Below are 15,450 nucleotides of genomic sequence, written 5' to 3' on the forward strand. Positions count from 1 at the left end.
AAACGAAGTCACTATCTTCCAATAAGCCATGTTAGCTCATCTTTTTCTTTAATGATTATTTTCATAACAGCTATTGTTACCGAAGAATAGACTGCCCCATTCGGAAATAGGTGTGGCGTTTCCCTCTGACAGCTAGGCTCAATGCCATAATGTTTTCAGGGTCTGGCATACGACCATATCCGCCATCTCCAATATGATGAATGTCTGTACCCACACGCTTATTGCTAAGACCAAACTCCCGTACTGTCTGACTATCTGCACTTTCTTGACTGGTTCCGATCGTCGACATCACCAAAGCCCCAGCTTGTTTAATGCGCTCAATGATTGGTGCTACTATGTCTTCTCGTACACCTGGAACTGTTCCTACTGCTGGAATCAAGACGCCATCTGCTCCTGCTGCAACAAAAGCCAACAAAGCCGCTTCATTGACCACCGCTTCACCTAATCCTGCTCCGTGCATCTTTCCTGCAAAGATTAGTCCATCAAAATGCTCTACTGCAAGACGAATAGCAGACTCAATGGCTGCTAAAGACACACCTGTTGACGGATTTCCTGTCAGCATAATGAAGTCAATCCCAAGTTCGTTAGCCCTTTGTAAACTAGCAGGACTGATCTTGCGTCCTAGAGAAAGGTGGACTTGTTCATCCAAGACCTCTTTTGTGTCATCAACCGGCTCTAAATTGATCCCGATAGGGCGACCTGTTAGCCGCTTCAGCTCTGCAATAGGATTATCACAGGCGTAAAAATCCTGAATAAAACACGTGAAAACATCAAACTCATTGAGTACGAGCAAATCGCAACCAAAAGCAGACATCATTTCTGCATTTGACACACCCGCAATTAAGGGGGCTGCTGTCACCACTGTTTCCCCTAGTAAAATGCGACCTTCGCTGGCCTTGATACTTTGTTTTAAATCCGACTTAGTCATGGCCATGACGTCACTTGCATAGGCAGATAATAGTCGTTTCATTTCTTTCTCCTTAGTAATACTCGTCAAAAATCAAATTCTGGCGTTGTTAACTCACCTTGCTTCAACAGTCCGGGGGACTGTTGAAGGTTGGAAATAATAGGCTGGGACAGACATCCATAATGACTTCGTCCTCACCCACAAAAGAATGTAATCTAGGAAGATTACGTATAAAAAGTCCCTGGCCTTCTTATTTTTATAGTTTGAGCAGTTTGACGCAGTAGTTGCCTGGTTTGTAAAACGTTGACAAATCAACATTCTACAAACCTAGTCAACCTTACGGGGGTGGGACGACAAAATCGATTTCTTCGAAATCACGATTTTTGTCCCACTCCCTCAGCTAACATTAACTAGTTGTTCAGTGGAGACGAGCTTAGCTCGTTCTATTTCCAGCCTTCCACAATTCTCAATTGCAAGGGACGAGCTTAGCTCATTCTATTTCCAGCCTTCCACAATTCTCAATTGTGGAAGCTAGTCAGATTTTGATTTTTATAGAGTATAAGCGTTTTCTTTTTTATTCCAAAGAAAAGCGGATTACCGCTTGTCTTTGCTAATAGATAAAATCGCAATTGCACCAGTTCCTGTATGGCTGGCAATAATCGGTCCTAATGGCTCTAAGATAACCTGCTCTACCTGTGATTCTGCTAGTAAGGTAGTTTTCAATTGCTCGGCTGTTTCGACATCGCCAGTATAAGCTACCATGACACAAGGATCATCTAACTGTTGCAAGGTTAGAGAGAGCATTTCCTTAATCCCCTTCTTCTTGCCTCTTAATTTGGCAATGGGAACCAAGCTACCTTCTGCATCAATCGAAAGCAAGGGTTTAATGTTGACCAATCCGCCAATCAAAGCCGCTGCTTTAGAGAGCCTACCACCACGTACCAAATGCTGCAAGTCATCTACCAACAGATAGGTCCGTAAGCGTGGTGCTAAGTCTTCAATCAGCGCTACTGTCTCAGCAAGTGAGCTACCTGCTTCCCGTGCTTGTGCTGCTTTGAGGACCAAGTAGCCTTCTCCAATGGTTGCTGCCTTGGTATTGATGATTTCAATGACAGCTGTTGGATACGCTTCTAGAACCATGTCACGCGCCATGACTGCACTTTGGTAAGTTCCTGATAAAGCAGCTGAAAATGCGAGGTACAATACTGCTTCGCCTGCCTTAGCTGCTTCTGCAAAAACCGCTTCAAACTGCCCCACATTGACCTGACTAGTTGTCGGTTGGCCACCTGCTAGCATTTTTTCCAATAACACATCACTCGTTAAGCGATTCTCACCAACTGTTTCATAAACGACACCGTCTAGCTCAACTGTCAATCCCATAATGGTGAGCCCATATTGTTCTATCCACTCTAGCGGCACATCTGCCGTCGAATCCGTCATAATTTTAAATGCGACCATAAATCCCCTTTTCTGCTTTCTCTTACAGCCTTATACTTTGTTGCGAAATACTTCATACATCAAGACAGCTGCTGCCACGCTGGCATTTAAACTTTGGACATGCCCTTTCATTGGAATAGTAATCATCTCATCGACCTGCTTTTTAATATTGGCAGAAATCCCCTTGCCTTCATTGCCAATAATGAGAGCGAGCTTTCCTTGTGTATTCCATTTGTGACTAGGAGTCCCATTCATATCTGTTCCAAAAATCCAAAACCCAGCTTCTTTTAATGCATCCAAGGTCTGGCTTAGATTGGTCACACGGGCAATTGGAACATGGGCGACCGCACCTGTCGAGGTTTTTGCAACTGCTGGGGTCACACCAACCGCACGGTGTTTGGGAATGATAATTCCAGCCACCTGCGTTGCATCTGCCGTCCGTAAGATAGACCCAAAATTATGCGGATCTGTCAGACCATCCAAAATCAGAATTAGGGGATTAGCTTCCTGCTCTGCTTTGGCTAAAATATCTCCTAACTCTGCGTAGGCAAATGCGGACACTCGCAAAACAAATCCTTGATGAACAGCCCCTGAAGTCATATCTGTCAAACTCTTCTTAGAAGTCCAAGAAATCGAGACTTTTTTTTCAGCAGCTAGAGCCTTGATTTTTTCAACATTTTTTCCCCGCAAATCATCCTGCATATAGAGTTTATTGCCAAGATTGGCTTCCAAACTTTCTACCACTGCATGTACGCCATATACAATATCATTTTCTTCTACTTGTTTCATAGCTTTATTATAACAGTTTCAACTAGCATTTGCTAGTCAATGGATACTCGATTCGCTCAATTTCACCTTCTTTTACGGATTTGAGTCCACTAGAAGCATTGGTTCATGTTTTCAATCCTTTCTAAAGGAAGGCAACAATAGTTGATAATCTTGCTCATTTTGCAGTTTAATGCGTATCAGCCCAGCATTCTTTGATGAAAATGGTGCACTACAACTCTAGGCTGCGGAACTTTCTTGAAAAAATCGCAATCTATACTTCTAGTCTGCAGCTCTCATTTGAAAAAATGCTCACTAGGATTCTAGTCTGCAATTCTCAATTAAAAAAATGCACTCTACATTTCTAGGCTGCTGTGTTTTCTTGAAAAAATGTACACTATGCTTCTAGGCTGCAGTTCTTCCATGAAAAATTGTGCCTGAAAGGTGGCTTATGTTTGAATCGAGCAACAGTTACGACTGAGCAACTTCTGTTTTGCCATTCATTGAGTGCCAACTATAGTGGATTGAGAAAGGCAAGAAGCTGCAGATAGAACGGGCGTTCATCAAGGCGACTGAACGATGTCCTAACCTTTATTCAATTCACTCTACACATCAAAAAATCCACAAAAGCAGGATAATCCTATCACAGCTTTTGTGGATTTTTGGCTTTAAACGAGATAACTCATTTCTTCATGTTTGCTAGCTCAGACAAGTCTTGATCATTCACCAATAACGCAATTTTATCTCTAAAGAATTGGAAACGACCTGATAACATATGCTCTTGGAAATCTTTCCAAGATTGGAATTCGCTGAGTCGGTATGGAAGGGATGGATCCATCTTTTCAAGGAAATAGACTTTCCCATCTTTTTCATACACTAAGCCAACATGCATACTAATCACAGAACCTTCTACATTTTGCACCGCTGACAAGAGTCGTAGTTTGTTAGAAAAGGTAACACCTGCATCTTTCCAAGCCTTGGTCAAATCAGTTGCAGACTTGTAAGCTGGATTGTCAAGAAACAAGAGGCTATACAGCTGGCTGTCTGCATCTGTCAATTCAGGATGGTATTGCTTCAAGGTCTGAAACTCTGGATGTTCTGCAAGATGTTTCACCTTCTCTGTATCATAGCGCAAGAGAGAGCGTAGAAGCAGAAAAGCTGTTTGACGGCAGTTCAAATCTTTTGGAAAATGGCTGATTTTTTCTTTGTATTCTGCTTCATCCAACATCGTAGTAAACTGATTCGCATCTTGCCCAAGCTCCATGCTGGTCCAGTCCTCGGCCTCCTTTTCATAAGATTTGTTATCCTGATGATAACTGTCTATAAAGGCAGATAGAGCTTGCAAATTTTCCTTTGCAACGCCTTGTTCTTGTAAATCTTTTTGAAGCTCTTCTGTGTTTTTGGAGCTGACAAGATTGTGGTAGCGGTAACTAGGTGTGGTTTCTTTTTTCATCTCCGTCTTTGGGGCTGCATGGCAACCAACCAAGGCAAGAGCACATAGGCTGACTAAGGCAATTAGTTTTCGTTTCATGTCTGGATTCCTCCTTTTATGATTTTTATTTATCCTATCATATCAAATCCATCTCATACTTCCCTATGCTTCATCTGCTTTTCGTCTGTTTTTTAGGAAACATTCTACTTAGAACATTCTGATAAAACGACAACCACACGCGAAATTTCTACGGGTAAATGAGTATATCTGCCTTCCTGGCACTCATTCTCTGAATATCTATTCAATTTGTGCTATAATAATGCTATCTTGTTTTCATTCTCACACTTGATAAGGAGATTCTCATGCCCTTACTTCATCGGACGATTAAGCTGGTTCTCGCAACTTGTATGGCCATTATCTTAGCCGATTTTTTACACCTATCTTATGCTACTTCAGCAGGAATCATCGCTATTTTAAGCGTTTTAGATACAAGACGTGCCTCCCTAAAAACTGCTTGGGCTAGGCTTTGGTCAACGGTTTTAGCTCTGGCAATTGCTGCTCTTGCCTTCTCCCTTTTTGGCTTTCACCTCTTAACGCTGGGACTCTACCTCTGTTTATATGTGCCGCTTGCTTATAAGGCGAATCTGACAGCTGGCATTGCCCCTTGTACAGTCCTTGTAACCCACCTTTTCTTAGAACAGTCCACATCACTCGCTCTCTTAGGAAACGAACTTGCGCTCTTTCTCATCGGTGCCGGCATTGCTCTTCTTGCCAATCTCTACATGCCTTCGCAAGATAAAAAAATTCAACTCTATCATGACCAGGTCGAGCAAGAACTCAAGGCCATTCTCCTTCGCTTTCAAGATTTTTTATTAACTGGTGACGGCCGAAACGAAGCCCAGCTGATTACCCAGCTTGATCAAACCTTACAAGAGGTACTTGATGTTGTTTACCTCGATCGTCACAACCAAGTTTTTTACCAAACAAACTATCAAGTCCATTATTTTGAAATGCGATTGGCACAAAATAAAATTTTACGGACCATGGCCAATAACATCAATACATTCTCTCTTGAAAGTCGAGAGGCTGTTATTCTAGCCAGTCTTTTTGAACGAACAGCCTCCCAATTAAGTAGACAAAATCCTGGTCACGAACTGTTAGAAGACATTGAACTCTTTCATCAGACCTTCCGTGAGCGCCCACTTCCACAAACACGGGAAGAATTTGAAGCACGGGCCACTCTCTTCCAACTCCTCCATGATATGGAAGCCTTTATTCAGTTGAAGGTAGATTTTTACGAGCAGTATCCAGAAGAAAACGCAAGTAAATAAGGCACAAACTCCCCACCAATGGTAGGGAGTTTGTGCTTTGTTATATGTACAAATGTTAGACGATTGCTTTATTTGTAGTGTTGTCGAAGAAGTGTGCTTTATTGAGGTTGAAGGCAAGACGCACTTTTTCACCTGGTTTGTGGAAATCACGGGCATCCACACGAGATACAAACTCAGTTGCACCTACACGGCTATAGAGCATGGACTCTGCACCGAGCAATTCAGATACCACTACTTCTGATGTGACAATGCTATCTGGATAAGCTTCTAGTTCCAATTGTGAAGCTTTAATGTCTTCTGGACGAATACCAAGTGTCAAAGATTTTCCTTCATATCCTTTTTCTTCCAAATGTTTTCTGCGCCCTTCTGGCAAGCGGACTGACAAATTATCTCCATCTGTTAGAACACCATCTTTCAAGGTTACATTGAAGAAGTTCATCGCTGGGCTTCCGATAAAGCTTGCGACAAATTTGTTAACAGGAGAGTTGTACAATTCTTCCGGTGTACCGATTTGTTCGATACGTCCGATTGTACCTGTACCAGCTTCATTCTTGGTTGCACTCATGATAACGATACGGTCAGCAAGTGTCATCGCTTCTGTTTGGTCATGCGTTACGTAGATGGTTGTCGCACCGATACGACGGTGGATTTTCGCAATTTCTGTACGCATGGATACACGAAGTTTTGCATCCAAGTTTGATAATGGCTCATCCATCAAGAACACTTTTGCATCACGGACAATTGCACGACCCATGGCAACACGTTGACGTTGTCCACCTGAAAGGTCTGCTGGTTTCCGTTGCAAGAATTCAGTCAAACCAAGGATTGCAGCAGCTTCTTCTACCCGTTTTTTGATTTCATCTTTGCTGTATTTGCGCAATTTCAAACCAAAGGCCATGTTGTCAAATACAGTCATGTGTGGGTAGAGGGCATAGTTTTGGAATACCATGGCAATATCACGATCTTTTGGTGCCACATCATTCATCAAGACATCATCAATGTATGCTTCACCTTCTGTAATATCTTCCAGACCTGCAATCATACGAAGAGTTGTTGATTTCCCACATCCTGAAGGACCTACAAATACGATAAATTCCTTGTCCTTAATGTCTAGGTTGAAATCCTCAACAGAATAGTGTTCGCTGTTTGGATATTTTTTGTAGATATTTTTTAGATTTAATTGAACCATGTTCAAACCTCGCTTTCTTTTAGAACCTGTATTCATAAGCTCCCGAAGAAAGTTGCTGAACCGTGAATACATGTTCTTACTCTTTTAGTATATATGAAAACGCTTTATTTTTCCCTGTCAATGTGAACAAAAAGAAAAATAGCTTTTGTACAAGTTGCACAAAAGCCTTTTCGTATTCCGCCACTAGACTACCTTTCTTCTAATACAATTTGGTAACAGACTGCTAAATCCGTCAAATTGCGGAGTTGTAGACCACTGACATCAAGCCATTTTTCAAGACGGTATTGGAGCGTATTGCGGTGCACATAGAGGCGCTGCGCCGCTTTTGTGACCACCGCTGCTTCTTCCCACAAGGCAAGAATACTGTCTGCCAACTGGTCTTGTTGGCTAATCATGTGAGATAGTTGATGCCGCAAGGAAGCAAGCGAAAATTCCTGTCCCTGTCCCCACAGAAAGGCCTGTCCAAAAGTTAGGACACGTGAGGATTGAAAACGCTCCTGCCAAGCGATAAAGAGCTGGTGTTCTGCTTGAAAAATCCTTGTCCAGTCCTCATCTGCTACCTGCGACCACATTTGCCCGACTAGAACAGTCAACTTCAAACCAAAATCAAATTCCATGGCAGACAGGGTATCAGCCAACACTTCCTGAATTGGAATGAAGGTGCTTTGATCTAAGATAAAAACCGTATCATGGGCTGTTATGTGAAAATCAGCAACACGGTTTGGCAATAGGGAACGCATGACCTCACACCATGATTCAACTGCCTCTTTTTCTTCATCGGCAGATAGGGAATGACGCACATGAATCCATTGCACGGAACTCATCTGCTGAGGCATTGCTCCTACACCATTGACCAAAAATCGATACCATGGTTGAGCCACATAACTTGCCTCATTCTCAACAGACAAGGACAGTAAATAGCGCTCCCGCTCTGTTAACTCGTCTGTAGCAATCTGTAGCCATTGCCCATTTGCCAAAGGAAGGACAAGCTGGCCTGATAGATGAGTAGCTGTATCTGTGACTTTTGCTGTAGGAAAGAGCTCCAAGGCAGATTGGCTATCTCGTAACGGAGTATGTTGCCCTTTATTTCTTTCATTCCCATTCCTTTTAGAGAATCGTTCCATTGTCAGGGGACCTCCTATCCATTTTCAATGCACCAGTCAATCACTTCCTCAAGTCGTTCCATTTGATTCGTCATATGGAGGTAACCAAGCACCGCTTCAAAACCAGTAGACATGCGATAGGTTACGACATCCGCATTTTTAGCCTTGGTATGACTGTTAGTATTGCGACCACGTTTGTAGATGTCAACTTCCCTTTCGCTGAGAAATTCCTCGTCCAACATTTTAGAGATGAGCGCAGCTTGCGCCTTGGCAGAAACATAGCGGTTCGCTTCTCTGTGCAAGTGATTAGGCTTGGTTAAACCTTTAAAAATCAAGTGCCTACGAATATACATGGAATAGACAGCATCACCCTCAAACGCAAGAGCAATCCCATTGATGAGTGTCACATCAATCACGTGTCCACCTCACTCCGTCCTTGGTATCAAGAAGCTTGATTCCTTGTGCAGCTAGTTGGTCACGAATCTCATCTGCCTTTGCAAAGTCCTTGACTGCCCGTGCTGCTTGACGTTGTTCAATCAAGGCTTCAATCGCACTATCTAACACCTCTTCCTCAAAAACAATCCCAAAGACTGCTACCATTTTCTCAAATGCCGTTTTTATGTCTGCATTATAATTTCCAGAATTGATCCACTTGGCCATTTCAAAGACGACGGTAATCCCATTTGCCGTGTTAAAGTCTTCATCCATCGCTTGGCAAAATTTACTTTCAAATGTCGCTAAGCGTTCCATATCCACATTGTCAGTAAAGGATTGCTCATAAGTATTTTTCAAATACTTGAGATTGATTTCTGCGTCTAGCACCCCTTTTTCGATAAAATTAATGGGTTTTCTGTAATGTTGAGTAGCAAAAAAGAAGCGCAAGACCTGTCCGTCAACCGTTTCAAGAGCATCGTGAACGGTAATAAAGTTACCCAAAGATTTGGACATTTTGACATTATCAATATTGACAAAGCCATTGTGCATCCAATAATTGGCAAAGGTCTGCCCTGTTTTGGCTTCTGACTGGGCGATTTCATTGGTATGGTGAGGGAATTCCAAATCTGCACCTCCACCATGAATATCAATCGTGTCTCCCAAAATTTCTGTCGCCATAACAGAACATTCAATATGCCAACCCGGACGGCCTGCTCCCCAAGGGCTATCCCATGAAATCTCACCTGATTTAGCCGATTTCCAGAGGGCAAAGTCTACTGGATTTTCCTTACGAGCCGTTTCTTCATCTGTCCGACCACTAGCTCCTAACACTAAATCTTCCAGCGTTTTATTGGCCAAAGCAGCATAGTTTTTTGACTTTTCAACACGGAAATAGACATCACCTGCAGCCTCATAGGCATAGCCTTTTGCAATCAATTCCTCGATAAAGGCTACAATTTCACCCATAAAGTGCATAACGCGAGGGTGTTTCGTAGCAGGTTTAACCCCTAATTTTTCCACATCTGCGGAAAAGGCTGCAATGTATTTTTCAGCGATTTCTTGTGGCGTAATTCCTTCTTCCTTGGCACGATTAATAATCTTATCATCGACATCGGTAAAATTCGAAATATAGGTCACCTCAAAACCACGGTACTCAAAATAACGCCGAATGGTATCAAAAGCAACGGTCGAACGGGCATTCCCAACATGAATATAGTTATATACAGTTGGTCCACAGACATACATCTTGACCTTGCCTGCCTCTAAAGGCACGAACTCTCGGAGACTTCGTGTCATGGTATCATAAATCGTAATCATCGTTTTATTCTTGAGCGTTGGAATTCTTCCCCGCTCTTTCCTTTCTATCGGAAATCATCTGTCCGCATCTCTGCGAACCATCTCTATAAATAAGAGGGTAAAACAAGAACTTTAGCGTCTCTTATAAGCTCTGTAAAGCCGAACGAGCCAAAAGAGCGCAAGAGCTCCCCAAATAAGAGCAGAATCTATCTGGTCCTGTAAGAGACGAACAATCATCAAGATGATAGCACCAATCATCGTAACGAAATAATGCCAATAACGCTTGAAAAAATCTTTATTCTTCATCATGTAACTCCTTGGTTATCAAAAAAGATTAGAGTATTGAGGTTTCGTTCTTCATGGTGCGCCATTTCTGGCTCAATGACAGCTTTGACCGGTTCAAATTCTTCTAAGAGCATGGCGTGCTCTGCTCTTCATCCTTACAACTTGGCAGAATAATAACTTGCTTCTCGTGCTTCCTGTAAGGGACGGATTGCTTCTTCATCTTTTTTGCCATGAATCCGAACAATTTTTGCCGGCATGCCGACAACCGTCACATCTGCTGGTACATCTGACAGAACCACCGCTGCTGCTCCGACCTTGGCATTTTCACCAATTTCAATGGGGCCAATCACTTGAGAATGGGCTGAGATAAGGGCACCTCTGCGCACAGTCGGATGCCGCTTTCCACAATCTTTTCCAGTCCCTCCAAGAGTCACTCCGTGGTAGAGCATAACACCTGATTCAATCTCAGCTGTTTCCCCAATGACCAATCCTGCCCCATGGTCAATAAAGACCCCACTTGCAATTTGCGCGCCTGGATGAATCTCTATCTGCGTCCAAAAACGCCAAAATTGGCTGTGCATCCGTGCCAGCAACTTCAAATTGTGCCGCCATAGAAAATGCGATACACGGTGGGCAGCAAGAGCTTTGACTCCTGGATAGGTTAGTAGCACTTCTAAAGTCGTACGTGCTGCTGGATCTTTTTCTTTTACAATCTCAATGGTGTCTTTCCACCAACCCATTTTTTCTCCTTTATTGTGGATAAGACAAGTTCTTTAGAACTTGTCTTACTCTACTTTCTACTTTTCAACCTTGTGGAACTTGAATTCCCCAAAGTTGCTATTTTCTTTCTTTTCTCTTGGACGACGTGGGCGGTCTGTTTTTTCTCTTGGTTCTTCTTGCTCAACCTTCTCTGGTCGAGGAAGGAGAACTTTCATGGACGCATCCACGCGGCCTTTTTCGTCAATCTTGATGACTTTGACATCCACTTCATCGCCAATTTGAACCAGGTCTTCAACTCTGTTCACACGAGTCCAAGCCATTTCAGATACATGGACAAGGGCATCTGTCTTGTCAAAGAGATTGACAAAGGCACCGAATTTTTCAATGCGAACAACCTTAGCACGGTAGACTTCATCAACTTTAGCTTCACGCACCAGGCCTGCGATGATTTCTTTGGCACGGTTAATTGCATCGCGATCACTTGAGTAAATGGCAACATTTCCATCCTCATCAATGTCAATCTTAACACCTGTTTCTGCAATAATCTTATCAATTGTTTCGCCACCCTTACCGATAACAATCTTGATTTTATCCACATCAATCTTAATGGTATCAATCTTCGGTGCAGTTGGTGCTAAATCTGGACGCACAGCTGGAATAGCTTCTTCAATCACATCCAAAATTTCAAAACGAGCTTTCTTAGCTTGTGCAAGGGCTTCTTGTAAAATTTCAGCTGTAATTCCTTCAATTTTGATATCCATTTGAAGAGCAGTAATTCCGTCACGTGTACCAGCCACCTTAAAGTCCATGTCGCCAAAGTGGTCTTCAAGACCTTGGATATCCGTCAAAACAGTATAGTTGGTCCCATCTGAAATCAAGCCCATGGCAATCCCTGCGACAGGAGCCTTAATGGGCACACCACCAGCCATAAGGGCAAGCGTTCCTGCACAGATAGAGGCTTGTGAAGACGAACCGTTCGATTCAAGCACTTCTGCCACTAGACGAATGGCATATGGGAATTCTTCAAGACTTGGCAATACTTGCTCAAGAGCACGTTCCCCAAGAGCACCGTGACCAATTTCACGACGACCTGGCGCACCGTAACGTCCAGTTTCCCCTACGGAATATTGAGGGAAATTGTAATGGTGTAAGAAACGTTTTTTATACTCAGGGTCCAAGCCATCCACAATTTGTGTTTCTCCCATCGGTGCCAAGGTCAAGACAGACAAGGCTTGGGTTTGTCCACGAGTGAAGAGACCTGAACCATGCACACGTGGCAAGAAGTCTACCGCAGCTTCAAGCGGACGAATTTCATCAACACGACGACCATCCGGTCGAACCTTGTCTTCTGTAATCAAACGGCGCACTTCTGCATGTTCCATTTGTTCTAGAATCTCTGCCACATCTCGCATAATGCGGTCATGTTCTTCATGGTCTGCGTATCTTTCTTCGTAAGCTGCAGTCACTTGCTCTTTTACCGCATTGGTAGCAGCTTCACGAGCTAATTTTTCTTCTACTTGAACCGCTTTTTGCAAATCGCTATTGTAGGCTGCGACAATCTCTGCTTGTAATTCTTCATCTACATGAAGAAGCTCAACTTCTGCTTTTTCTTTGCCGACTTGGGCTACGATTTCTTCTTGGAAAGCAATCAATTCTTTCACCGCTTCGTGACCCTTGAGAAGGGCTTCAAGCATAATGTCTTCTGAAAGTTCTTTCGCACCAGACTCGACCATGTTAATAGCATCTTTGGTTCCAGCCACGGTCAATTCAAGTAGGGAACGTTCTGCCTGTTCTTGACTTGGGTTGATGACCAACTCCCCATCCACATAGCCGACTTGAACACCAGCGATTGGGCCGTTAAAGGGAATATCTGAAATAGACAAGGCAAGAGAGCTACCGAACATCGCTGCCATTGGGGCACTTGCATTTTCATCATAAGACAAGACGGTGTTAATGACCTGCACTTCGTTGCGGAAGCCTTCAGCGAACATGGGACGAATCGGACGGTCAATCAAACGAGCGGTCAAGGTTGCATCCGTTGACGGACGACCCTCACGCTTGTTAAAGCCGCCTGGGAATTTCCCAGCCGCATACATTTTTTCCTCATAGTTGACTTGAAGAGGGAAAAAGTCTCCTGTTGCCATTTTTTTCGACATGACAGCCGCAGTCAGCACTGTACTTTCTCCGTAGCGGACAACGACGCTACCGTTTGCTTGTTTTGCAACCTGACCGACCTCAACAACGAGCGGACGGCCTGCAAAGGTCATTTCAAATGTTTGTTTAACCATTTGGTATCTCCTGATTATCTAATTATTCCAATTTTCTTTAGAACACCAACTGTCGGCAAAACATACCCGTTCTTCATTCCAAAGAGGATGACGTGTTTTCTACAAAGGTCAACCCAGGAAGCTCCCAGACTCAACTTTGCACAAAACCACGTATCTTGTTTATTTTATCATATTTTAGCCGAAAAACAAACGAAGGAAAAGCGAATTTCTACGGAATACATGCTAAGAACCTGTATTCACAGCTCAGCAACTCTATTCAGGGATCATTTTTCGCTATTCATCATTGCTTTTTTTCGAAATACAGTCAGTATTCCTTCAAAAAAACGCCTAGATTATCGTAAAATAAGCGACCGATTAGAATTACTTTGCTTATGAATACAGATTCTAAAAGTCGTGAAAAATTCAGTAGGACATTTTATTAAGAACCTTTTTTCCTTATTTTATACTCAAGTATTATAAATTTACTAGACTATACTTGAGAGAAATACAGAAAAAGCCCTCCCTGACTGGGAGAGCTTGCTTTCATCAAATTAACGACGAAGACCTAATGAATGAATCAATTCGCGGTAACGGTTAACGTCTGTCTTACGCAAGTAAGCCAACAAGTTACGACGGCGACCGATTTTTTTCATCAATCCACGGTAAGTTGCGTGGTCTTTTTTGTGTTGTTTGATGTGGTCGTTCAAGTGGTTGATTTCCCAAGTAAGCACTGCTACTTGTACTTCAACTGAACCAGTATCACCTTCATGACGAGCATATTGCGCCATGATTTCATTTTTTTTCTCTTTTGAGATTGCCATGAGTATTTTCTCCTTTGTTTTGAGCCACATCCGAGTAACAGGTTGGCAACCCGTGACCAAGAAAGGCTAATTCTTGTCCTTAGGACCTCATTATTCTATCAATCTTTTCTGTCTTTGTCAACTATTTCTGCGCTTCACGTGGCAAAATCAAGTTGAGGATGATTCCCACAATCGCACTCAATGCTGTTCCTGAAAGGGTGATTGCTCCGATATTTAAGACAGCACCACCAAGTCCCAAGACGAGCATTGAACTTGCGATGATGAGGTTGCGAACTTGTCCAAAATCGACTCGGCTTTCAATCAAGACTTTCAAGCCGTTACTTGCAATAACACCGTAGAGTAGGATAGACATCCCACCTAGAACTGCACTTGGAATGGTCGAGATTAGCGCCGTGAATTTCCCAAGAAAACTAAAGGCAATGGCGATGAGGGCGGCGTTGCGAATCACCGATACAGAAGCGATACGCGTCATGCCGATAACTCCTGTATTTTCTCCGTAGGTCGTATTGGCAGGACCTCCGATAAAGGCAGATACCGCAGTCGCTACCCCGTCTCCAATCAAGGTCCGACTAAGCCCTGGATTTTTCAAAAATGGACGACCACAAATCTGACTTAAAACCGTATGGTCACCAATATGCTCTGCTACCGTCACCACTGCAATCGGTAAAATCGCAAGCATTTCTGGGCCGAAGTAGAGTTTATATTGCTCAAAGACTCCTGTCTTAAAGGGCAAGTAGAAACGTGGCAATTCAAGCCAAGGAGCTTCAAGAACAGGTGTAAAGTCAACCAAGCCAAGCGCCAAGGCCACTACGTACCCTCCGATAATCGCAATCAGAAATGGCACAATCTTCATAAAGCCTTTTCCTTTAGTATTAACAAAAGCTGCAATCAAGAAGGTCGCAATGGATGCCAGAACCTTGCGCCAGTCACCGTCTGCGACAAATCCTGCATTGGTAACCGCAGAGTTTGCTAAACCAAGACCGATGACGATAATCATTGGACCGATCACAATCGGTGGCAAAAGACTATCAATCCACTTGGTTCCAATAACCTTGACCAAAGCTGCAATCAATACATAGATCAACCCGACAAAGAGAACTCCTGTCTGAGCAGCAGACACATCCCCATTTAATTCCTTAATCGCAAGTGCCATCGCAGAAATGTAGGCAAAGGATGAGCCAAGATAGACAGGTACCTTGCATTGAGTAGCCAACTGATAAATCAAGGTTCCCACACCAGAGGCAAAGAGAGCCACAGACACCGGCATCCCCAAAATCAAAGGCACCAAAATGGTTGCACCAAACATGGCAAATACATGTTGGAAACTCAGTAAAATACCTTGCCCAAACGACGGCTTTTCATCCACATCAAGCAATAAACGAACAGAATCTTTCATAATCCTCCTTCTGGGCACACAAAAAAGGCCCACTAACTCATCTAATAGTCATAGGCCTTTGGGAAA

At 43.2% G+C, this 15,450-nt stretch carries 14 protein-coding genes; 1 reads left to right on the forward strand and 13 read right to left on the reverse strand.

Annotation, left to right across the window (positions count from 1 at the left end; genetic code table 11):
- Nucleotides 1-76: 76 nt before the first annotated feature.
- From J5M87_RS08435 to J5M87_RS08450, 4 genes are all read right to left on the reverse strand, one after another.
- A complete protein-coding gene (locus J5M87_RS08435; protein ID WP_154608884.1) occupies nt 77-970 on the reverse strand; it encodes a DUF7916 family protein in 894 nt (297 codons plus the stop codon).
- Between the two features lie 531 nt (nt 971-1,501).
- Nucleotides 1,502-2,365 (reverse strand): DegV family protein, encoded by an 864-nt coding sequence (locus J5M87_RS08440; protein WP_154608883.1) that lies wholly within the window; start codon nt 2,363-2,365, stop codon nt 1,502-1,504.
- Nucleotides 2,366-2,395: 30 nt separating this feature from the next.
- Nucleotides 2,396-3,133, reverse strand: coding sequence for a 23S rRNA (guanosine(2251)-2'-O)-methyltransferase RlmB (rlmB, locus tag J5M87_RS08445; RefSeq protein WP_154608882.1), 738 nt, complete (start codon nt 3,131-3,133; stop codon nt 2,396-2,398).
- Nucleotides 3,134-3,791: 658 nt separating this feature from the next.
- Nucleotides 3,792-4,640, reverse strand: coding sequence for a DUF4300 family protein (locus tag J5M87_RS08450; protein WP_154608881.1), 849 nt, complete (start codon nt 4,638-4,640; stop codon nt 3,792-3,794).
- Nucleotides 4,641-4,903: 263 nt separating this feature from the next.
- Here J5M87_RS08450 and J5M87_RS08455 point away from each other — a divergent pair, with 263 nt between their 5' ends.
- Nucleotides 4,904-5,872, forward strand: coding sequence for an aromatic acid exporter family protein (locus tag J5M87_RS08455; RefSeq protein ID WP_154608880.1), 969 nt, complete (start codon nt 4,904-4,906; stop codon nt 5,870-5,872).
- 55 nt (nt 5,873-5,927) lie between these two features.
- Here the strand turns inward: J5M87_RS08455 and J5M87_RS08460 are convergent, their stop codons facing one another.
- The 9 genes from J5M87_RS08460 to J5M87_RS08500 form a co-directional block, all read right to left on the reverse strand.
- The gene (locus J5M87_RS08460; RefSeq protein ID WP_154608879.1) at nt 5,928-7,061 is read right to left on the reverse strand and encodes an ABC transporter ATP-binding protein; all 1,134 of its coding nucleotides are present in this window, start codon (nt 7,059-7,061) and stop codon (nt 5,928-5,930) included.
- Between the two features lie 188 nt (nt 7,062-7,249).
- Nucleotides 7,250-8,185: a helix-turn-helix domain-containing protein gene (locus J5M87_RS08465; RefSeq protein ID WP_154608878.1), complete on the reverse strand. Its 936-nt coding sequence runs from the start codon at nt 8,183-8,185 to the stop codon at nt 7,250-7,252.
- 14 nt (nt 8,186-8,199) lie between these two features.
- Nucleotides 8,200-8,580, reverse strand: a complete 381-nt coding sequence (locus tag J5M87_RS08470) for a Mini-ribonuclease 3 (RefSeq protein WP_160463298.1) — start codon at nt 8,578-8,580, stop codon at nt 8,200-8,202.
- Nucleotides 8,573-9,916, reverse strand: coding sequence for a cysteine--tRNA ligase (gene cysS / locus J5M87_RS08475; protein ID WP_154608877.1), 1,344 nt, complete (start codon nt 9,914-9,916; stop codon nt 8,573-8,575). Before cysS ends, J5M87_RS08470 begins: the two co-directional genes overlap by 8 nt.
- Before the next feature lie 111 nt (nt 9,917-10,027).
- The gene (locus J5M87_RS08480) at nt 10,028-10,204 is read right to left on the reverse strand and encodes a hypothetical protein (RefSeq protein ID WP_154608876.1); all 177 of its coding nucleotides are present in this window, start codon (nt 10,202-10,204) and stop codon (nt 10,028-10,030) included.
- Between the two features lie 131 nt (nt 10,205-10,335).
- On the reverse strand, nt 10,336-10,920 hold the full coding sequence (gene cysE, locus J5M87_RS08485) for a serine O-acetyltransferase (RefSeq protein WP_119875767.1): 585 nt from the start codon (nt 10,918-10,920) through the stop codon (nt 10,336-10,338).
- A gap of 57 nt (nt 10,921-10,977) precedes the next feature.
- Nucleotides 10,978-13,188: a polyribonucleotide nucleotidyltransferase gene (pnp, locus tag J5M87_RS08490; protein WP_154608875.1), complete on the reverse strand. Its 2,211-nt coding sequence runs from the start codon at nt 13,186-13,188 to the stop codon at nt 10,978-10,980.
- A 530-nt stretch (nt 13,189-13,718) separates the two neighbouring features.
- Nucleotides 13,719-13,988: a 30S ribosomal protein S15 gene (gene rpsO, locus J5M87_RS08495; RefSeq protein ID WP_067086848.1), complete on the reverse strand. Its 270-nt coding sequence runs from the start codon at nt 13,986-13,988 to the stop codon at nt 13,719-13,721.
- Between the two features lie 121 nt (nt 13,989-14,109).
- Nucleotides 14,110-15,384: a uracil-xanthine permease family protein gene (locus tag J5M87_RS08500; protein WP_154608874.1), complete on the reverse strand. Its 1,275-nt coding sequence runs from the start codon at nt 15,382-15,384 to the stop codon at nt 14,110-14,112.
- Between the last annotated feature and the right edge of the window lie 66 nt (nt 15,385-15,450).

Origin of the sequence: Streptococcus sp. zg-86, assembly GCF_017639855.1 — a bacterium.
In the GTDB taxonomy this organism is placed as follows: Bacteria; Bacillota; Bacilli; order Lactobacillales; family Streptococcaceae; genus Streptococcus; species Streptococcus zhangguiae.